The organism is Streptomyces sp. STR69 (assembly GCF_024519455.1).
Lineage (GTDB): Bacteria > Actinomycetota > Actinomycetes > Streptomycetales > Streptomycetaceae > Streptomyces.
Genome location: NZ_JALJRY010000008.1, coordinates 214,453 through 234,557 on the forward strand (window position 1 = coordinate 214,453; position 20,105 = coordinate 234,557).

A 20,105-nucleotide genomic window follows, 5' to 3' on the forward strand; every position below is an offset into this window, starting at 1 on the left:
TCAGTAGTCCTCATCGATGGTGGCGGCGGCGATCTCGGCGAGGAACGGTGCGGAGGAACTGCCGTGCGGCAGCGCGTCGTACGCGACAGGCTGTGCCGCCGCCGCGAGGCGCCGCCGGACCAGTGTGCGGACCGCGTCGCGTTCGGCACCGGTTTCCGGACCCGGTCCGGGGTCGAAACCGGGCAGCAGTACGCCGAGTTCGACGCGCGGCCGGGTCTCGTCGGCCGGTAGGTCCAGGTCCGCCCGGCCGGTCCACATGTCGTCCCGCCTGGCGAGGACGACCCGTTTCCGCGGACCGTCGTTCACCCGGACCTCCGCCGCGAGGGGTGCACCGCTCGCGGGTGCCGCGCTGTGGGCGACGACGTCGACCTCGAACTGTCGTCGCGCGCCGAGTGCGCGGGCGGTCCAGGACACCGCGGCCTCGGAGGCGTCGACGAGCCCGGGCGGATAGCGGCGCCAGTCGTTGGTCCCCGAGCCCCGGGCGATCAACCGGCCGCCGGCGACGAGCAGTTCGCCCGCCGCGAGGGCGTAGCCGTCGGACCGGTCGAACAGCGCGCCGGGGGCCGGCGGAGCGGCCGCCGGACCGGGCCGGTCCAGGAGCAAGCGCAGTCGGCGCAGTTCAGGGCCGTCCAGACCGGCGCCGTCCGCCGCGTCGTCGATCAGCCGCAGCACGCTCTCCAACCGGCGTGCCGTGTCCGTCGAGGACCCCGGTGCCGCGCGCCACCACTGGATCAGCGGGTCGAGGGCGGCCCGGTGGTCCTCGATCAGCTGGGCCGCGCAGTCGTCGGGCTGGTCGCCGGAGTCACCGAAGCCGTCACCGCTGTCGAACAACTGCTGGCACCGATGGGTCAGCGCCGCCAACTCCAGCCCCAGTACGTCCGGTTGGAGCGCCGGTATGCCGTCGAGGTGTGAGGCCGGCCACCAGCGGGCCGCCCAGTGCCCGAAACCGAGCCGGGCGGCGTCGGCCGCCAGGGTGGTCGGGTCCGCCCGCACTCGTACCTCGGCAGGCTCGCCCGTCGCGCAGGCCTGCACGGCCGCGGCGGCGCCCTCGCCGTAGACCGCCCACAGCCACTGCTGCGCCCGCCCCACGTCGTGGATCTCGGCGGCCGGCGGTCCCGAATTCCCGAGGACGGGCCAGGTCAGCACCGCTCCGGCGACGTCGAGCACCGCCACCGTGAAGTCGGGACCGGCACTGCCGACGGCGACCTGGACGATGCCCTCGTCGTCCCGCGTGACGCGGACATCCACGGGAGGCGGCGCCATCACGCACTCCTCGACTCGGCCGCTTCGGCCACGGCGGATGGTGGCGCCGCAGGCGTCGACAGCGCGCGCAGCGCCGACCGGACCCTGGCCCGGTGGTCCATCATCACTGAGCGGGCGACCCCGTCGAGCACCGCCCAGGCCGCCGCGGTGTCCGCCAGCGGCGCGTCGCGGACGTCCCGTCCGTGCAGTCGCACCCACAACCGCCGCATGTAGGCGGCCCAGGGCGTACGAAGGTCCTGGGCGAGGGCGTCCAGGACGCCGCCGTCCGGATCGGGGCGGGGAGAGACGGTCATCCGGCGGGCGCGCAGGACCGAGGCCTCCCGACGCCAACGGCTGTTGACCGCCCGGTGTGCGGAGGTCCGTCCCGGCGCCGGTTCCCCGGTGCCCAGCGGGTCGAGACCGACGGCGAGACGGCCGCCGAGTACGACGGCGACGCGCAGGCTCTCGTCGCACAGACCGAGCGGAGCGCAGCTACGGCCGACCTCGCGCCGGACGAGTTCCGGGACCGTCGGCAGTTCCTCGCGCCGGGCCGAGGACTGGAGCACGACGAAGAGCCGCTCGAAGAGCGTGCGGTCCAGCGGCGCCGGGAGCGTGGCCGTCGAGGCACCCCGACCGACCTGCGGACGCGGCGGCAACTGCCGCTCAGTCAGCCCCAGATGGGTCGGTAGATCCGCACGGCCCCAGAGCCTGTCCCCGCTCATGTCCGCCCACAGAGCGCGGCCGAACAGCTCACCGTCGCCCGCCTCGACCATGGCCCCGTACTCCGGTGAGTCCCGCGGCCCGTCCGGCCCGCCGCAGGCCTCCAGCACCTCGGCCGCCCGCGCGACCACCGCGGCCGTACCAGAGGTGGCAGCAGTCCGGCGGCTCTCCCATGCGAGGGCCAACTCCCTCTCAATACGCGCGTGTTGGGCGTCGTCGGCAAGGTGGCGCTTGAGCGCGTCCACCGTACGGCCGCCGTCCGAGTCCGCCACATCCTCGACCACGGCCCTGGCCAACGCGCCCGCGCCGCCGTCCGCACCGGCGGCGGGCGCTCCGTGCTCGGCGGCGAGTTCGAAGCACCGCTGGAAATACAGGTCCTGCGGATTGCCCGCCACCACGCCCAGCGCCCGGCGGGTCCGCTTGAGCAGGGTGAACCACTGTGCCGTCGCGACCAGCCGCGCGCCGGACTCCCGTATCAGCGTTTCGAGTTGGGCGGCCGGCTCCGGCGCGAGGAAGTCGGCGGCGAGTTCGGGATGCAGGGCGGGCCGGACGACCAACGGCAGCAGGATCAGCTTGACGGTCCGGGTCAGCGGGGCGCCCCCGGGACCGCTGAGCGGTTCAAGACCCGGCCCGAGAGCGCGCCAGGAGCCGTCGATGACCATGGCGCGCGGACGGCGCGCGTCGGTCGACTGGCTCGGAAGCGGCATGTCAGGAGGGTACGTCGTCCCGGATCGGGCGGTCGAACCTGGGATCGGTAGGCGAACGGGAGCACCTAGCGTCCACAGGGACAGCGGGAACCACGGGACACCACCCGATCAGAAGGAGGAACCGTCATGGGACTCTTCGGACGTCGCAAGAGCCGCGAGGAGCGGGCCGCGGACATCGCGGCACAGGTGGCCGGCGGCAAGGGCTTCTACGGCCGCAGCACCCGCGCCTTTCTCGGCAAGGAGGACTTCGCCAGGGTCCAGGAGTCGATGGGGGCGTACAACTCCGGCCTTGGCGTGCAGCAGTTGCTCGCGGCGGGAGCGCCGACCACGTCCGCCGTCGTGCTGTCGATCGGCGACACCGGCCAACTGATCAACCACGACCCGGTCGTCGACCTGGTCCTCAAGCCGTCCGGCAGCGCCGAGCAGATCACCCTGCGGGCCATCGTCTCCAAGCTGCGGATCCCCCGCACCGGCGACGAGGTGCTGCTGGTCGCGGACCCCGCCCGGCCGGGTGCCTACCTCTACGCCGGGGACGGTACGACCCCGTGACGCCACCACCCCGCCCTGTGCGGGGGCCTCCGGTGCAAGGCGGTGGTCGACCCGGCCGGCGGGCGTTTCCGGGTCGAGTTGTGAGCATTTTCAGCGAGGCGAGTCCACAGAGGACAGGAACGGAGGCCAGGCCGTGCGTAGCCGTACCGGTGTCTTCATCGGCAATCTGCTGTTCGCCGCGCTCTGCTGTTGTACGGGCCCGTTCTTCCTTGCGATCGGTTACTCCGCCTGGGACGAGGACCCCGGCTGGGGCTGGCCGGTTGCCGTGGCGGCGGCCGGGGCGGCCATCACGCTCGCGATCCCCGTCTCCGCGATCATCTTCACGCGGAACGAGTTTCCCGGGATCACGCGAAGGGACCGACTGAAGGGCGGGGGCTTCCCGTACCGGGACGACACCTTCGTGCTGTTGGCGCCCCGGTCCCAACAGGGCTCGCCGCAGGCGCGGTTGATGCGGGCGGACGTACTGGAGGCATCCCTGGTCCGGTACAACCCGGACGGCGAGTCGGCCTTCACCACCCATGTGGGCAACTACACCCCCGACGAGTTCACACCGCTGATCGGACTGAGACTGCGGGTGCACGACACCGAGGAGACCGACAACGGGACCGACGGGACCGGGGACTTCGAGGTCACGGGCGAGTGGCGGGTGCCGTCCGTGTGCCTGTCGGCGATCACGGCGGGCCGTCTGGTCGTGCTCGTCGAGCCGGCCGTTCCAGGGGCGCGGCGAGCCGTCACGCCCGAATGGCCGCGCAGCGCCCTGCTGGCGGGCACGAGAACCTCCCGGTTGATCGATCTCGAAGGCCGCTCGGCCGAGGTGACCCGGCGCTCGGGCCGCCAGCTCCAGCAGATGCGGATCTCGCGGGAGGCCGGAGGCGTCGTCATGACCGGCGACACGATCGACCTGCGGAAGCTGGACCCGTACACGGCGGCACGCTACGCCGCCCTGGCCGACCGGTACCGTGCCTGCCCCGAGGCCCAGGCGCCGGTGACCGAGCCGGGTGAGGAGTCGCGTCGACTGGCGGATCAACTCCCGGGTGATGAAGGTGAGTTCGGATGGGTCGGCCGCCGTTGGTCGCGGCGCGCAGGGGTGCTGGTGCGCGCCCGCTTCCTGGAGATGCGCGGCAGGACCACCTTCCAGGACCACGGCCCGGTCCTCGACACGGTCCTGCGCATCCAACCGGCGGACGGCACACCCCCGTTCGACGCCGCCCGGCGGCTGACGGTGCCGATGAACTATCTGACGGTCCTCCACCGGACCAAGGAAGTCGTCCTCGTCGCCGGCCCGAACGGCCGCTCGTACGTGGTCGACTGGGCCCGCAGCAACCTCCTCGCGGGCGTCACCACGGCCAGGGTCATCGCCCCGGACGGCGGGGAACTCCCCGTGGCGGGACGCCCCGACCTCATCTGGGCCCTGATGAACCTGCTGGTGTCCCAGGGCCTTTCGGTCACGACGCCCGTCCTGGACCTCCGCAAGCGCCGCCTGAGCAGGGTGGCGGACGTGGTGACGCGGGTCGTGCGGGACCACGCCGACCCCCGCACCTGTGCATGATGTGCGCTGTGGATGCTGCGAACGGCGACAACGGACAGCGACCGACCAGAACGGGCCGGCCGCCCGCGACCTCGCGGGCCGTCCTCGAACGGGTGGGCTTCGAGTTGTTCGCGGGGCGCGGCTTCGACCGTACGACCGTCGACGACATCGCCGCCGCGGCAGGCATCGGCCGCCGCACCTTCTTCCGCTACTTCGCCTCCAAGAACGACCTGGTGTGGGGCGACTTCGCGGCCGAACTGGTCAAGCTCGACGCCCTGTTGGCGGCCACCGATCCGGCCGTCCCGATGATGGACGCGCTGCGCGGCGCGGTCGTGGAGTTCAACCGCTTCGACCCGGCGGTGGTGCCCTGGCACCGGCAGCGCATGGCGCTCATCCTGCGGGTCCCGACACTGCAGGCCGACTCGACCGTGCGGTACGCGTCGTGGCGGACACTCGTCACGGAGTTCGCCGCCCGGCGCACCGGCCGGGCTACCTCGGACCTGCTGCCCCGGCTGATCGGTCATACCGTCCTCGCCGCGTGCATCGCCGCCTACGAACACTGGCTGACCGACGAACAGGCAAGCCTGGGGGACCTGTTGGACCAGGGCCTGCGGCAACTCGCGGCGGGTTTCGAGGGCCCGGCCCCGGCCCTCGCCTGATCCGTCGATCCGTGTCACGGCAGGGCGCGCCGCATGGCGTCGGCGACGAGTTCGCCGATGAGCACGGCGGTGGCCGCCGGGCCGCGCAGCGGCGGAGTCGGCAGGATCGACGTGTCCGCGACGCGCAGGCCCAACACACCGTGCACACGCCCGTAGTGGTCGACCGCGGCCCCGGGATCGTCGGCCGGGCCCATGGGAACCGTGCCGCAGGTGTGGTGCGAGGTGCCGAGCCGCGCCTTGATCCACCGGTCGAGCAGCTCGTCGTCCGCCAGCACGTCCGGCCCCGGTTCCACGAGCCCGCGCGACACCTCTTCGAACGCGTCGGTGGCGACCAACGCGGCCGTGGCACGGGCCACTTCGCGCAGCCGCCGCCGGTCCTCGCCGGTCGCCAGATAGCCGTAGTCGATACGCGGGGGAGTGGCGGCGTCGGCGGACAGCGTGCGCAGTCGGCCGCCGAGCCGGGGCGACTGGACGGACGCCAGGAACGCGAGGGGCGCGCCGGGGACCGTCACGGTGCCACCGGTCAGGCCCGCCATCGGGACGAGTGACTGAAGTATCTCCAGGTCGCCCGGGTGGCCGCCGTCCGACGCGGACAGATGGAGACATCCGCCGAGCCAGGAGTCGGCGGGTGCGGGCACCGGCCGCCGGGGCAGCCACTCCAGGACCAACTGCGGATGGTCACCGAACCGGGCTCCTACAGCAGGGGAGTCGACGGTCGTCGCAACGCCGAGGCGCGCCAACTCCTCGCACGGTCCGATGCCCGACAGATGCAGCAGGTGCGCGGAGCCGAACGCCCCTGCGCACAGCACGACTTCGCCGCACTCCACCGTCGTACGACGCCCGTCGCGCTCGACGACGACACCCCTCGCCCGGCCCCGCTCGACGACCACCTGAGTCACCGAACTACCGCCCGTGACCGTCAGGTTGGGGCGATCGAGTGCGCCCAGCAGATAGCCGACGCCGGTGTTGACACGCACCCCGTCCACGACGTTGGACGGTACCGGCCCGAACCCGGGTCTGCCCTGGGCGTTCTTGTCGGGCTGCTCGGGAAAGCCCAACTCCCGTGCGGCTGACCGGAATGCCACAGCGGCGGGATGCCGCAGGTCCGTACGCCGGATCCGTACCGGACCCTCGGCGCCGTGCGACTCGTCCTCGCCGTAGTCGAGGTCTGCCTCCAGGGAACGCAGCAGCGGAAGCACGCGCTCGTACGACCAGGCAGCACCTCCCACCGCCGACCACCGCTCGAAGTCCTCGCGCCGGGCCCGGACGAAGTAGCCGCCGTTGACGGTGGTCGACCCGCCGAGAACGCGCCCCCGCGCGACTGTGTAGGGCCGCTGCGGCGTGAGGTGGACGGCATACGGCTGGACGGCGGGATGTCCGGGCTGCGCACCCGGCACGAGTCGCGCGTCCAGCAACTCATGTGCGAAACCCGGACGTTGGCGCGGCACGGGCCCCGCCTCCAGCACCAGCACACTGCGGTCGGAGTCCTCGCTCAGCCGTGCGGCCAGGGGAGCTCCGCTGCCGCCCGCCCCGACGACGATGACGTCCGGGCGGCTCAACCGGACCTCGGCGCCGATATAGACCGACCGGTCGAAAGAATCATGGTGACTTCCTCTTCACTTTCGGCACCGGGTGCCATTACTGTCGACGGCGCAGCCGCCCGTATGCCCAGCCGGATGCCCAGGGAGAGTCGCATGAACGAGCTCCACTCCGTACCGACCGTCCCGGCCAACGAGAACAGGGCCGAAGAACCCGTCACGGAACAGCAGTTGATCGAGGCCGACGACCTCATCGAGGAGATCTCCATCGACGGCATGTGCGGTGTCTACTAAGCCGCCCGCATGACCGCGCCGACCCTCGACCGCGCCCTCGGCCTGCACCCCCAAGTCTCGGTACGCCCGGAACCGTTCGGCGCGCTGCTCTACCACTTCGGGACCCGCAGGCTGACGTTCCTCAAGGATCGCAGACTCCTGGCCGTCGTCGAGTCCCTCGCGGACGCCCCCACGGCCCGCGCCGCCTGCCTCGCGGCCGGTGTGCCGGAGGCCGAACTACCGCGCTACGACAGGGCGTTGGCAGCCCTCGCCGAGTCATCGATGCTCGTCGGAAGGACCCCATGACCGCCACCGCCGCCGGAACACGGCTGGTCGACCTCTTCGAATCCGGACTCGACGCGCCGATCTGCCTCACCTGGGAACTGACCTACGCCTGCAATCTGGCCTGCGCCCACTGCCTCTCCAGCTCCGGCCGCCGCGACCCGCGCGAGCTGTCCACCGCCGAAGCCAAGGCGGTCATCGACGAGTTGGAGGCCATGCAGGTCTTCTACGTCAACATCGGCGGCGGAGAGCCCACCGTCCGCGCCGACTTCTGGGAACTCCTCGACTACGCCACCGCCCACCACGTCGGCGTGAAGTTCTCCACCAACGGCGTCCGCATCACCCCCGAAGCCGCCCGCCGACTCGCCGCCAACGACTACGTGGACGTACAGATCTCCCTCGACGGCGCGACCGCGGACGTCAACGACGCGGTGCGCGGCCCGGGTTCGTACGACACGGCGATCAAGGCCATGGAACACCTCTCCGCCGCAGGCATGCGCAACTTCAAGCTCTCCGTCGTCTGCCCCCGCCACAACATCCCCCAACTGGACGAGTTCAAGGCCCTCGCCGACCACTACGGCGCCCAACTCCGCCTGACCCGACTGCGCCCCTCGGGGCGCGGAGCCGACGTCTGGGACGAACTCCACCCGACCGCAGGCCAGCAACGCGAGCTGTACGACTGGCTGTTGGCGCACGGCGACAAGGTGCTCACCGGCGACTCCTTCTTCCACCTCTCCGCCTATGGCGAGCCGCTACCCGGCCTCAACCTGTGCGGCGCCGGACGCGTGGTCTGCCTGATCGACCCGGTCGGCGACGTCTACGCCTGCCCGTTCGCCATCCACGACGAATTCCTCGCGGGCAACGTCCGCGCTCCCGGCGGCTTCACCGAGGTGTGGCGCGGCTCGGAACTCTTCGCACGGCTGCGCACCCCCCAGCACGGCGGAGCCTGCGCCTCCTGCGCGTTCTACGACACCTGCAAGGGCGGCTGTATGGCCGCCAAGTTCTTCACCGGCCTGCCCCTGGACGGCCCCGACCCGGAGTGCGTGCAGGGCTACGGCGAACAGGAACTCGCCAAGCGCGCCGACGACCGGACGGACCTCCCCAAGCCGTCCGGCGACCACTCCCGCCGCCGGCCCGTGGACCTGGTCCTCACCCGACGCCGAGGCCCGGAACGGCCCCCGGTCGGCGACTGCGCCGAGGACCCTTTGGCCGGGCTGCGCCTCACCTAGAACTCAAGAGAAGAGAACACGTCATGGGCGGGAACCCCTGGTTCGAGACGGTCGCCGAAGCGCAGCGCCGGGCGAAGAAACGGCTGCCGAGCACGGTCTACGGCGCGCTCGTCGCGGGCTCGGAACGCGGCCGTACGATCGACGACAACACGGCGGCCTTCGCCGAACTGGGCTTCGCGCCCAAGGTGGTCGGCCACCACGCGGAGCGGGATCTGTCCACGACCGTACTCGGGATACCCACCGCGTTCCCGGTGCTCATCTCGCCGACCGGGGTGCAGGCGGTGGACCCCGAGGGTGAGGTCGCCGTGGCTCGCGCGGCGGCGAGCCGGGGTGTCGTCATGGGGCTGAGTTCCTTTGCCAGCAAGGCAGTTGAAGAGGTCGCCGCCGCGCAGCCGGACTTCTTCTACCAGCTGTACTGGAGCGGTACGCGCGCGACGATGGTGCAGCGCATGGACCGGGCCAGGGCGGCCGGTGCCAAGGCCCTCATCGTCACCCTCGACTGGTCCTTCTCGCACGGCCGGGACTGGGGGAGCCCCGCCATCCCGGACCGGCTCGACCTGAAGACCATGCTGCGGTTCGCACCCGATGTGCTGCCCCACCCCGGCTGGCTGCTCCGGTTCGCCAGGTCCCGCCGCCTGCCCGACCTTTCGGTCCCCAACCTGCGGCCCCCGGGCGGCGAGGCCCCCACCTTCTTCGGCGCCTACGGAGAATGGATGCAGACCACACCCCCGACCTGGGAGGACGTGGCGTGGCTGCGCACGGAGTGGGGCGGGCCCTTCCTGCTCAAGGGAGTCACTCGCGTGGACGACGCCAAGCGGGCCGTCGACGCCGGAGTGTCCGCGCTCTCCGTCTCCAACCACGGCGGCAACAACCTCGACACCACCCCCGCCACCATCCGGGTGCTCCCCGCCGTCGCGGACGCGGTCGGCGACCAGATCGAAGTCCTCCTGGACGGCGGCGTCCGCCGGGGCGGTGATGTCGCCAAGGCCCTCGCCCTCGGCGCCCGCGCCGTCCTGATCGGCCGCGCCTATCTGTGGGGCCTGGCGGCCAACGGACAGGCCGGAGTTGAGAACGTCCTGGACATCCTGCGCGGCGGACTCGACTCGGCGGTGCTGGGCCTTGGGCACTCCTCCGTCCACGAGCTGTCGCCCGACGACCTGGTGATACCGCCGGGCTTTCTCCTGGAACTGGGTGGCAGTTCCGACCTCTCCGGCCACGACACCCCGGCCCCGGCCGCCCGAGCATGACCGGCGACAGCGCGACCGAACTGGCTCACACGGCTTGGCCGGACGTGCCGCCCGACGCGCTCGTCCTGCTGCCGGTCGGCTCCACCGAACAGCACGGCCCGCATCTGCCGCTCGACACGGACAGCGTGATCGCCCACGCAGTCGCCCGGAGAGCCGCAACTGCCCTGCCCGGCACGCTGGTTGCACCGACGCTGCCCTACGGAGCCAGCGGCGAACACGCGGGCTTCCCCGGAACCGTCTCGATCGGCCACGAGGCACTGCGTGCGGTACTCGTGGAGTTGGTGCGCTCACTGTCCCTGTGGGCAGCACGGATCGTCCTCGTCAACGGCCACGGCGGCAACACCGCCACCCTCGACACCACCGTCCGCCTGCTGCGCGCCGAAGGCCACGACGTGGCCTGGACCGGCTGCTCCGTACTCGGGGGCGATGCGCACGCCGGCCGTGCGGAGACCTCGGTGATGCTCCATCTCGCTCCGGAACGCGTGCGGTTGGCGGCGGCTGTCACCGGCGACACCCGGCCGCTGTCCGTCCTCCTCCCGGAGCTGATGGCTCACGGCGTCCACGCGATCTCACCGTCCGGCGTCCTCGGCGACCCGACCGGCGCCACGGCGAAGGAGGGCCGTACGGCCATGGACGCGATGGTGTCGGCCGCGGTCCGGCGGATCGCCGCCTGGGGTGTGGACGACCGGGGCCGCCTCACCGAGCCGGTTCACGAGGCCGTACGGCCATGACCCTGCCCGTCGGCTTTCTGGTCGAACTCGACCGGCACACCCGGATCGTGGACGGCGGCCGGGCTCTCGTCGGCGGCTTCCCGACCCGGCTGATCCGGCTTACCCCACGGGCCCAACGGCTTTTCACCGGGCGGACGTTGAACGTGCGGGACGCGGCGGGCGCGCTGCTCGCGGACCGGCTGCTCGACCTCGGGATGGCCAATCCGGTCGTCGGCGCACTGCCTCCGCCCGCCGACTCCCGGTACACCGTGGTAGTACCGGTCCGCGACCGACCGCGCCAACTCGCCAGGCTGCTCAGCAGCGTTGGCGGCGGCCGTCCCGTGATCGTGGTCGACGACGCGTCCCGGCACCCGAAGGCCGTGGCCACCGTAGCCGCCGAACACGGTGCCGAACTCCTTCCCTTGACCACGAACGTCGGCCCGGCCGGTGCCCGCAACGCCGGACTGCGGCTCGTCACGACCCCCTTCGTGGTGTTCGTCGATTCCGACATCGTGCTGACCCCCGCCACCGTGCCCACCCTGCTCCGGCACTTCGCGGACCCCGCCGTCGCCATGGCCGTACCCCGCATCACCGGACTGCCCTCGGCCGCCCCCACCTGGATCGAGCGCTACGAGAACGCCCGCTCCTCCCTCGACCTCGGCGCCCACCCGGCCGGAGTCCGACCCGGCAGCCCCGTCTCCTGGGCCTCCACCGCCTGCGTCGTGGCGCGGACCGACGACCTGGCGGACGGGTTCGACGAGGGGATGCGGGTCGGCGAGGACGTCGACCTGTGCTGGCGACTGATCGAGCGGGGCCGCCGGGTGCGCTACGAGCCGGCCGCCGAGGCAGCCCACGAGCACCGGACCCGGGTCGACGACTGGCTGCTGCGCAAGGCGGTCTACGGCACGGGGGCGCACCCCCTCGCCGAACGTCACCCACGCTTCATCGCCCCCGCCGTGTTCGCCCCGTGGAGCGCGGCACTCGTGACCGCGCTGCTCGCCCAGCGGCGCTGGTCGGTGCCCGTTGCCGGGGCCGTCCTCGCCGGTGTCACCTACCGGATCGGCCGCAGACTTGGCGACACCCGGGACCGCCACCGGCTCTCCGCGCGGCTCACGGCCAACGGCGCGCTGGCCGCCCTGGCCCAGACCTCGGCCCTGCTCAACCGGCACTGGTGGCCCCTCACGGTCGTCGGCTGTGTCGCCTGCCGCAGGGTGCGCCGGGCCGCGGCGGTGGCCGCGCTGGCCGACATCGCCCTGGAGTACCGACGGGACCGGGCCGATCTGGACCCGGTCCGCTACGGCGTCGCCCGACGCCTCGACGACCTCGCCTACGGGGCGGGCGTCTGGCTGTCCGCCCTCAAGGGACGCTCCACCACCGCGTTGCGGCCTCGCGTCACCCGCTGATCCGCAGTCCCGGTCAGCGGAAACCGGCCGGCGGACGATCGGTTCCGGAAATGACACTGGGATCATCCCGCCGCGTGTGTGCGGCACTTGCGAGGAACCAGCCAGCAGGAGGTGTGCGGCGTGACGCACGAAGTGGTCAACCGTGTCGAGGAACTCGGGCCCGAACTGGCCGCACTCGCCGAACAGAACGAGAAACTGGGCAAGTTGAGCGACCGCACCGTCGAACTGCTCCGCTCCGCGGGGGTGATCCGGCTGCTGCAGCCCAAGGAGTTCGGCGGCTACAGCGCTCACCCCCGTGACTTCGCCGAAGCGGTGATGGCGGTCGCGCGGTACGACGGAGCGGCGGGCTGGGTGTCCGGTGTGGTCGGCGTACATCCTTGGGAACTGGCCCAGTTGGACCCCCGGCTCGCGCACGAGGTGTGGGACGACGACCCGGACACCTGGATCGCCTCGCCGTACATGCCCAACGGCATCGCGGAACCCGTGGACGGCGGATACGTGCTCAGCGGTCGCTGGCCGTTCTCCTCCGGGAGCGACCACTGCAGCTGGGACTTCCTCGGCGCGCTCGTCGGCGACGGCAAGGGGCGGCCGGCCGGGCCGATCTCCGTACTCCATGTCGTACTACCACGCTCGGACTACGAGATCATCGACGGCACCTGGGACGTCATCGGCCTGGCCGGCACCGGCAGCAAGGACGTCGTCGTCGACAAGGCGTTCGTCCCCGCCTACCGCACCATCCGGCAGGAGGAGGTCCAGGAGGGCAGCGCCGCCGAGGCGGTCGGACTCACCGACACCCTCTACAAGTTGCCGTTCAGCTCCATGTTCCCGCTCGGGATCACCGCTGCCGTCGTCGGCATCTGCGAGGGCGCCCTCGCACTCCACCTCGACCAGCAGCGGGACCGGGTCGCCGTGACCGGGGTCCAAGTACGCGACGACCCCTACGTTCTGTACGCCGCCGGGGAGGCCGCGGCGGAGATCGCCGCCTCCCGGGTCCAACTGATCGACGGCATCAGCCGGTTGTACGACCAGGTCGAGGCCGGAAAGCCCATCACCGTCGAGGACCGCTCCAACGTCCGCCGCAACCAGGTGCGGTGCGCGTGGCGTGCCGTCGCCGCCCTGGACGAGATCTTCGTCCGCTCCGGCGGCAACGCGATCCGCCGCGGCAACCCGCTCCAGCGGTTCTGGCGGGACGCGCACGTGGGGCTCCAGCACATGATCCACGTCCCGGGGGCGGCGTATCACGCCAACGCCCTGGCCCAGATGGGACTTGAGCTGCCCGAGCCGATGCGCGTCCTGATCTGACGGGACGTCAGGAGAGTGAGCGAGCAAGGAGGGGTCGTGTCGGACGTGGTCGAGGGACGCTACTTCCGTGAGGTGCTGGGGCATTTCCCCACCAGCGTGGTCGCGATCACCACGACGGACAGCGACCGGCAACCCCGGGGAATGATCGTCGGAACCTTCATGTCCGTGTCCCTGGAACCGCCCCTGGTGTCCTTCCTGGTGGACGGTTCCTCCAACACCCTGCGGACGATCCGGACGGCCGGGCGGTTCTGCGCCAACGCGCTCGCGGGCAACCAGGAACGCCTGTCCCGGCGGATGGCCGGCGGCCCGAACCGCTTCGAGGGAACCGACTGGGAGGAATCCCCGCTCGGAAATCCCGTCCTCGCCGGAATCGTCGCATGGGTCGACTGCACGGTGGACAAGATCGTCGAACTCGGCGATCACCAACTGGTCGTCGGACGGGTCCGCACGCTCCGCGTCGAGTCGATGAAGACACCACTGCTCTTCTTCCGCGGTGGATACGGCGACTATCTGTCCAGCGCGGGACTACTGCTGGACAGGCTCGTCGGCTGGTGAGAGAGCGAAGAGCAAGAAGAGCTGCAAGATCAAAGGAGATCCGTTGATGCGCCAGGACCTTCATTTCAGATTGGAACGCATCTCCGCATGGTGCGGATTTGTACTGCTGCTGGGATTCGCCGTGGCTTTCTCCGTCGGCCATCTCATCACGCCGATGGACCCGACGAAGAACGCGCAAGGCGTCGTCGAATTCCTCACCGACCATCAGACGGGCATCCTCGCCTGCGCCGCGATCATGGTCCTCGTCGTGCCGTTCGAGTACCCGTTCGTCGTTCTGACCAGCATGCAGATGCGCCGTATCGAAGGCGGCTGGGGCCTGCTGTCCATGGTCCAGCTCACTACGGGTGTCGTCGCGCCGATCGGCTTCTTCTTCCCGATCGCGATACTCGCCGCCGCTGCCTACAGACCGGAAAGCCACTCGCCCGACGTGCTCTACGCGATGTCGGACATCTACTGGCTCATGCTGGTCGGCAACGCCTGCATATTCGTCCTCCAGGTCTGGTCGATCGGCTACGCGGCCCTCGTCGACGACCGCGCCAAGCCGGTGTTCCCGCGCTGGTTCGGCTATCTCAACCTGGTGCTCGGAGTTCTGCTCATCCCGGGCGCATTCGTCTTCCTCACCAAGACCGGCCCGTTCGCCTGGAACGGAATCCTCGCGAACATGCTGCCCACGCTGGTGTACTTCATCTGGAAGATCGCCACCCCGATCGTGCTGCTGCGTGCCGTGAAATCCGAGGAGGAGGAAGCGACGGCGAAGGCCGCGGAACCGTCCGCACTGGCGAGCACATAGCGGGGAAGCGGCCGGAGCGTGGCAGACAGACAGACGCGGATCAACCGCTACGGGCAGGACTCCCCGAACTTCACCGCGGAGAACTCCACCGACTGCCCGGTCAGCTTCGTCCCGGCCGACGGTTTCTGCGAGCACACCTGCCAGTTCGACGCCAGCAGGATGAAACGCCCTTTGCCGGACGCGTCCTTGACCGTGATCGACGTCCCGGACGCGAATGCGGCGCGGGCGGTGTTCACCGACTTTCCCTTGAAGTCCGGCATCGTCGCGCCGACCGGTGCGGGTGCGGACTGGTCCTTCGAGGGGCAGGTCTCGGCGAGCTTCACGGCGCCGAAGTCGAGCCGCGTGGTGGTGGCGGCACGCGTGCCGGCCTTCACGTTCTGCGAGCAGACCTTCCAGTCCCGGTCGAGGATCTGATGGCGGTCACGGCCGAGCGCGTCATGGGACTTGAGGCTGTAGAAGCCCTGCTTCTGGGCGGCGTCCTGGGCGGACTGGAGCCCCATGCCCACGAATGCGGGAACGGTCCTTGTCCCGCCACCGGTCCTGGCGTTGCCGCTCGCGCCTGCTGTCGTGCCCCCTTGCCCTGTGTCGGGGTCGCAGGCGGTTCCGAAGCCGCCGATGACGAGGACGCCTGCGATGGCTCCGACGATGAGCTTCCCGTCGCGCCGCCTGGGCGACGGGAACACGGAGTTGGACACAGCAGGCCCCCTGGTGTGATCGGCAACGCGGGCTGATCCCCTACTACTTGAGGTGCTGCCCCAGGAAGTCGACGATATGTCCCATCGTCTCCTGCGTGGACCACGGCAGGGCGGCCGAGGTGTCGCCGGTGAAGGTCAGGTCGCCGTGGCCGGCTCCGGTGAGGACGTAGCGGGTGCTCTCGATCCCCTTGGCGCGCAACGCCGTCCGCAGATCGAGGGTTTCGCTGGGCGAGACCAGGTTGTCGGCGCTGCCGTGGAACAGGACGAAGGGTGCCGTTTTGGCGCTGATGTGTGTCGCCGGGTCCGCTGCCGCGACCTCGCTGGTGCGGTCCGCTACCGACTTCTTGGTGCCGGGGCCGTAGACCCACTGGGCGGCGCTGTTGCCTGCCGCGTAGTTGGACTCCCTGGTCGATCCGCTGATCGACCGTGCCAAGGAGCAGGGGCACTGCGGGCCGACGTGGAGCCCCTGGACCTCCCGATGATCCAGCTGATGGTGGGGGCGGTCACCGACCAGACCGGAGAGCCGGACCTGTGGCGCCGCTGTCTGCGGATGCTGCTGGACGGCATGCGGACCAGGCCGGACGGGACCGAGCCACTGCCCCCGGGCCCGCTGTCCCACCCGCTGTGCCGCAAGACGCTAGACGGAGAGCGCGAACCCGCCCGTCACCCGCAGCGTCTCACCCGTGACGAACGACGCCTTCGACGAGACCAGATACAGCAGCGCCTCGACGATGTCCCGTTCCTCGCCCTCCCGTTGGAGGATCTGCTCGCCCAACACCCGCTTCGCCTCGGCCTCGGAGAGTTCGGCGCGCACGGTGTCCGTGAAGATCAGGCCCGGCGCGATCGCGTTGACGCGGATGCCGTCGGCCGCGAACTCCCGCGCGAAGGACACCGTCAGGCCGCGCACGGCGAGTTTGGAGACGCCGTAGATGCTTCGGTTGGCGTAGGCCGCCGACGAGGAGATGTTGACGATGGTGGCACCGGTGCGGCCCCGCATGGCCCGTTGGGCCGCGAGGGAGCAGATGACGACGCCCATGACGTTCACGTCGAGCACGCGGCGCACATTGGCGAGGCCGAGTTCGGCGAACGGCCGGTTGTAAGCGGCGTGCAGGCCCGCGTTGTTGACCAGGATGTCGAGACCGCCATGGCGTGCGGCGACCTCGTCCATCACCGCCGCGACCGCGAGCTCGTCGGCCACGTCACAGGCCACGCCCGTCACGCTGCCGCCGCCGGCGGTGAGTTCGGCCGCGGCGGCCCCGGCCGCGGCGCCGTCGATGTCCGCGAGCACGACATGCGCGCCCCGCGCCGACAGCGCGGCGCCGAACGCCTTGCCGAACCCGCGCCCGCCCCCGGTGATGAACGCGACCTTGCCCTGGTGTTCCTCGTCGCCCGGCATACGGCTGCTCCCGTCGTCGTCCTGGTCCGAATGGGCTTGCCGCGCCTGTCACTTGGGGGCGAACCGCTGCCCCGCGTCGAGCCGCAGGCACTGGCCGTTCAGCATCGGGTTGTCGATGATGGCGAGCGCGAGTTTCGCGTACTCCTCCGGCCGGCCCAGGCGTTTGGGGAAGGCCGCGTCCTCGACCAGCGCCGCGCGCGCCTCGTCCGGGATCTTCTCGACGGCGCCCGTGTCGAACAGGCTGGGCGCGATGGCCAGGACCCGGATGCCGAACGGGCCGAGATCGCGCGCCATGGTGAGACACATACCGGCGATCGCGGCCTTGGCGGCCCCGTAGGCGACCTGCCCGATCTGCCCTTCGAAGGCCGCGATCGACGACGTGTTGACGATGACACCGCGCTCGCCGTCCGGCTCCTCGGGCTCGTTGCGGCTCATGTGCGCGGCGGCGAGCCGGCTGATGTTGAAGGTCGCGACGGTGTTGAGGTCGAGGATGTGGCGGAAGGTGTCGAGGTCGTGCGGACCGTTCCTGCCGAGGGTCCGTTTCGCCTTGCCGCCACCGGCAGTCGTGATCGAGACGTGCAGCCCGCCCAGCGCCTCCACGGCGGCGGCGAGCGCGCTCTCCGTCGCCTCGAAGTCGGTGACGTCGACCGGCTCGAAGCGTCCGCCCAGCGCCGCCGCGACCTCGGCACCGGCCGACGTCGGACGGTCGAGTACGACGACATCGGCGCCGCGTGCAGCGAGCAACTCGGCGCCGGCACGGCCCATTCCTGAGGCCCCGCCGAACACCACGGCCTTCTTGCCCTTGATCTCCATCGATATCGATTCCCTTTCGCTTGCGCTCAGGCCGACGCGGCGGACCGCTGAAGGAGGGTGCAGAGCCGGTCGCGGTGCACGGCGGTGTCTCCGTACAGCACCCGGTCGGCCCTGGCCCGGCGCAGATGGAGGTGGAGGTCGTGCTCCCAGGTGAAACCGATCCCGCCGTGCAACTGCAGTGCCCGCGCGGCGACTTCACCGCTGCCGGCCGTGGCGTAGGAGGCGGCGGCGCAGGCCGCCCGGGCGGTGTCGTCCGCACCGGCGTCGGCGGCCATCGCCGCGTAATACGTCGCTGCCCGGGTGCCGTGCACCAGCAACGCCATGTCGGCGCAGGCGTGCTTCACGGCCTGGAAACCGCCGATCGGCCGCCCGAACTGCACCCGGCTCTTGGTGTGTTCGACGGTCAGCTCCAGCATCCGTTCCATCACGCCCAGCGCGTCGGCGCACCGCAGGACGGACGCTTCGTCGAGCAGGGCCTGGATGCGGGCCGGCCCACCGTCGAGCCGGGCGTCGAGTGGGACGCGTACGGCATCGAGGCGGACCTTGTGGAAGGCGCGCGTGGGATCCAGGACGCGTTGGCGCAGGACGGTGACACCGGGAGCCGCGCGGTCGACGAGGAAGGACGCCGGCACACCGTCGTGGAGCGCGGTGACCAGCAGCCAGCGCGCACCGTCGGCATCCTGCACCACTGTCTTGACCCCGTCGAGGACGACTCCGTCGCCGTCGCCGCGTGCCGTGGCGTGGATCCCGTCCAGCGTCCAGGGCGCGTGCGGTTCGGCGAAGGCCCAGCCGGCCCAGCTCTCCCCGGTGGCGAGTGCGGGCAGCACCTCGTCACGCAGCCGCTCGGAACCGCCATAGGCGATCGCCCGGCCGACCAGTGCGGTCGGCAGGAAGGGGCCCCGGCCCAGTGCGCGCCCGATCTCCTCGGCGACCAGGGCGAGTTCGACCAGTCCCTGGCCGGACCCGCCGTACTCCTCGGGCAGGGCCAGGCCGGGCCAGCCGAGGTCGGACGTCAGCCGCCACAGCTCGGGGTCGACGTCGTCGGAGCGGTCCAGCCAGGCTCGTACGACGGCGATCGGGGCCCGGTCGGACAGCAGGTCGCGCGCGGCCTCGCGGAGCATGGCCTGCTCCTCGCTGAGCTCGAAGTTCACCAGCCACCACCCGGTCCGCAGCGGATCAGTACCTCGAAGAAGGTATCCTCTTTTGTGTCGTTGGTCGAGATCTAGTGCCGTTTCTGGGCGTTCTTACGTGCACTTCACCAAGTTGAGTATCATCAATTGCATGACTGATGCCGTTCTGCTCGCCGCCTGCCGCACCGCGATCGGTACCGCTCGGAGGGGAACGCTCCGGGACACCAGCGCCTTCGACCTCGCCACCGTCGTCGTACGGGAGGCCGTGCGGCGCTCGGGGCTGCCACTCGATCTGATCGACGACGTCGTCCTCGGCGAGACCCTGGCCGGAGGCGGGGACATCGCCCGCTACGCGGCACTCGAAGCCGGGCTCACGCATGTGCCGGGGCTCGCCCACAACCGGCACTGCGCCTCGGGGCTGGCCAGTGTGGCGACCGCCGCCGCGGGTGTGCTCGCAGGCATGGACCGCGCGGTCGTCGCCGGCGGCACCCAGTCCTCGTCCACCAATCCGCAGGCCCGGCGCCGGATTCCGGGCACCGACGACTGGCAGGACCCCTGGTCGTCGCCCTCGCACGCGCCGACCCGCGAGGCCCCCAACGACGACATGGCCACGCTGGTCGGCTGGAACACGGCCCGGCTGACCGGTATCTCCCGCCAGGACATGGACAGTTGGGCCCTGCGCTCGCACCAGCGGGCCGTCCGCGCGATCGACGACGGACGGTTCGTCGACGAGATCGTCCCGGTGGAGGTCACGGACCGCAGCGGCGGGGTCTCCGTGTTCGACACCGACGAACATCCGCGCCGTGACACCAGCATCGAGAAGCTCGCCGCGCTGAAGGTGCTCCGCCCCGAGACGGAGGGGTACTCCATCACCGCGGGCAACTCCAGCGGGGTGAACGACGGTTCGGCCGCGGTCGTCGTCGCCTCCTCCGAGGTCGCCGCCCGTCATGGGCTCACCCCGCTCGCCACCGTACGGTCGTGGGCGAGCGTCGGCGTCGATCCCGTCGAGACGGGACTGGCCCCGATCGCCGCCATCCGCAAGGCACTTGACCGGGCCGGGCTGCGGATCGAGGACGTCGACCTGTTCGAGATCAACGAGGCCTTCGCCGCGGTCGCCGTCGCCGCCACCCGTGAACTGGGCCTGGATCCCGAGCGGGTGAACCCCTTCGGCAGCGGGTGCAGCCTCGGCCACCCGATCGCGGCCACCGGCACCCGCATGATCGTCACCCTCGCGCACGAGCTGCGCCGCCGTGGGGGAGGCACGGCGGTCGCGGCGATGTGCGCGGGCGGCGGCATGGGATCGGCGATGGTGCTCACCGTGTGACGCGCCGAGCACC

At 71.2% G+C, this 20,105-nt stretch carries 21 protein-coding genes; 13 read left to right on the top strand and 8 right to left on the bottom strand.

The window, feature by feature from the left end; genetic code table 11:
- Both OC490_RS17220 and OC490_RS17225 read right to left on the bottom strand, forming a co-directional pair.
- A complete protein-coding gene (locus OC490_RS17220) occupies positions 1-1,263 on the bottom strand; it encodes a hypothetical protein (RefSeq protein ID WP_262058824.1) in 1,263 nt (420 codons plus the stop codon).
- Positions 1,263-2,669: a hypothetical protein gene (locus OC490_RS17225; RefSeq protein WP_262058825.1), complete on the bottom strand. Its 1,407-nt coding sequence runs from the start codon at positions 2,667-2,669 to the stop codon at positions 1,263-1,265. The genes OC490_RS17220 and OC490_RS17225 overlap by 1 nt, the downstream gene beginning before the upstream one ends.
- Positions 2,670-2,795: 126 nt before the next feature.
- On the opposite strand from OC490_RS17225, the gene OC490_RS17230 reads away from it, so the two are divergent.
- The 3 genes from OC490_RS17230 (at position 2,796) to mftR (ending at position 5,405) form a co-directional block, all read left to right on the top strand.
- Complete coding sequence (locus tag OC490_RS17230; protein ID WP_262058826.1) at positions 2,796-3,218, top strand: hypothetical protein; 423 nt, start codon at positions 2,796-2,798, stop codon at positions 3,216-3,218.
- Between the two features lie 133 nt (positions 3,219-3,351).
- On the top strand, positions 3,352-4,767 hold the full coding sequence (locus tag OC490_RS17235; protein ID WP_262058827.1) for a hypothetical protein: 1,416 nt from the start codon (positions 3,352-3,354) through the stop codon (positions 4,765-4,767).
- Between the two features lie 8 nt (positions 4,768-4,775).
- Positions 4,776-5,405: a mycofactocin system transcriptional regulator gene (gene mftR, locus OC490_RS17240; RefSeq protein ID WP_262058828.1), complete on the top strand. Its 630-nt coding sequence runs from the start codon at positions 4,776-4,778 to the stop codon at positions 5,403-5,405.
- Positions 5,406-5,419: 14 nt separating this feature from the next.
- Here mftR and mftG read toward each other — a convergent pair whose 3' ends face one another.
- Positions 5,420-6,964 carry a mycofactocin system GMC family oxidoreductase MftG gene (gene mftG / locus OC490_RS17245; protein ID WP_262058829.1) on the bottom strand — a complete coding sequence of 515 codons (1,545 nt, stop codon included), beginning with the start codon at positions 6,962-6,964 and terminating at the stop codon, positions 5,420-5,422.
- Positions 6,965-7,099: 135 nt separating this feature from the next.
- On the opposite strand from mftG, the gene mftA reads away from it, so the two are divergent.
- The 9 genes from mftA (at position 7,100) to OC490_RS17290 (ending at position 14,734) form a co-directional block, all read left to right on the top strand.
- A complete protein-coding gene (gene mftA, locus OC490_RS17250; protein ID WP_262058830.1) occupies positions 7,100-7,237 on the top strand; it encodes a mycofactocin precursor MftA in 138 nt (45 codons plus the stop codon).
- Between the two features lie 9 nt (positions 7,238-7,246).
- Positions 7,247-7,522 carry a mycofactocin biosynthesis chaperone MftB gene (gene mftB, locus OC490_RS17255; protein WP_200712301.1) on the top strand — a complete coding sequence of 92 codons (276 nt, stop codon included), beginning with the start codon at positions 7,247-7,249 and terminating at the stop codon, positions 7,520-7,522.
- Complete coding sequence (gene mftC, locus OC490_RS17260; protein ID WP_262058831.1) at positions 7,519-8,727, top strand: mycofactocin radical SAM maturase; 1,209 nt, start codon at positions 7,519-7,521, stop codon at positions 8,725-8,727. The genes mftB and mftC overlap by 4 nt, the downstream gene beginning before the upstream one ends.
- A 23-nt stretch (positions 8,728-8,750) precedes the next feature.
- Positions 8,751-9,974, top strand: a complete 1,224-nt coding sequence (mftD, locus tag OC490_RS17265) for a pre-mycofactocin synthase MftD (RefSeq protein WP_262058832.1) — start codon at positions 8,751-8,753, stop codon at positions 9,972-9,974.
- Entirely contained in the window at positions 9,971-10,705 is a 735-nt protein-coding gene (gene mftE / locus OC490_RS17270; RefSeq protein WP_262058833.1) for a mycofactocin biosynthesis peptidyl-dipeptidase MftE, read from the top strand. The genes mftD and mftE overlap by 4 nt, the downstream gene beginning before the upstream one ends.
- Positions 10,702-12,087 carry a mycofactocin biosynthesis glycosyltransferase MftF gene (gene mftF / locus OC490_RS17275; RefSeq protein ID WP_262058834.1) on the top strand — a complete coding sequence of 462 codons (1,386 nt, stop codon included), beginning with the start codon at positions 10,702-10,704 and terminating at the stop codon, positions 12,085-12,087. The genes mftE and mftF overlap by 4 nt, the downstream gene beginning before the upstream one ends.
- Positions 12,088-12,207: 120 nt before the next feature.
- Positions 12,208-13,389 (top strand): hydroxylase, encoded by a 1,182-nt coding sequence (locus OC490_RS17280; protein ID WP_262058835.1) that lies wholly within the window; start codon positions 12,208-12,210, stop codon positions 13,387-13,389.
- Positions 13,390-13,425: 36 nt separating this feature from the next.
- Positions 13,426-13,944, top strand: coding sequence for a flavin reductase family protein (locus tag OC490_RS17285; protein ID WP_262058836.1), 519 nt, complete (start codon positions 13,426-13,428; stop codon positions 13,942-13,944).
- 121 nt (positions 13,945-14,065) lie between these two features.
- Entirely contained in the window at positions 14,066-14,734 is a 669-nt protein-coding gene (locus OC490_RS17290; RefSeq protein ID WP_262058837.1) for a hypothetical protein, read from the top strand.
- A gap of 47 nt (positions 14,735-14,781) precedes the next feature.
- On the opposite strand, the gene OC490_RS17295 is transcribed toward OC490_RS17290, so the two are convergent.
- The 5 genes from OC490_RS17295 to OC490_RS17315 form a co-directional block, all read right to left on the bottom strand.
- Positions 14,782-15,429, bottom strand: coding sequence for a hypothetical protein (locus tag OC490_RS17295; protein ID WP_262058838.1), 648 nt, complete (start codon positions 15,427-15,429; stop codon positions 14,782-14,784).
- Positions 15,430-15,472: 43 nt separating this feature from the next.
- Positions 15,473-15,862 (bottom strand): alpha/beta hydrolase, encoded by a 390-nt coding sequence (locus OC490_RS17300; RefSeq protein WP_262058839.1) that lies wholly within the window; start codon positions 15,860-15,862, stop codon positions 15,473-15,475.
- 204 nt (positions 15,863-16,066) lie between these two features.
- Positions 16,067-16,825 (bottom strand): SDR family NAD(P)-dependent oxidoreductase, encoded by a 759-nt coding sequence (locus OC490_RS17305; RefSeq protein WP_262058840.1) that lies wholly within the window; start codon positions 16,823-16,825, stop codon positions 16,067-16,069.
- Positions 16,826-16,873: 48 nt separating this feature from the next.
- On the bottom strand, positions 16,874-17,638 hold the full coding sequence (locus tag OC490_RS17310; protein ID WP_262058841.1) for an SDR family oxidoreductase: 765 nt from the start codon (positions 17,636-17,638) through the stop codon (positions 16,874-16,876).
- Positions 17,639-17,664: 26 nt separating this feature from the next.
- Positions 17,665-18,789 (bottom strand): acyl-CoA dehydrogenase family protein, encoded by a 1,125-nt coding sequence (locus tag OC490_RS17315; protein ID WP_262058842.1) that lies wholly within the window; start codon positions 18,787-18,789, stop codon positions 17,665-17,667.
- Positions 18,790-18,919: 130 nt separating this feature from the next.
- Here OC490_RS17315 and OC490_RS17320 point away from each other — a divergent pair, with 130 nt between their 5' ends.
- A complete protein-coding gene (locus OC490_RS17320) occupies positions 18,920-20,092 on the top strand; it encodes a thiolase family protein (RefSeq protein ID WP_262058843.1) in 1,173 nt (390 codons plus the stop codon).
- Positions 20,093-20,105: the final 13 nt, after the last annotated feature.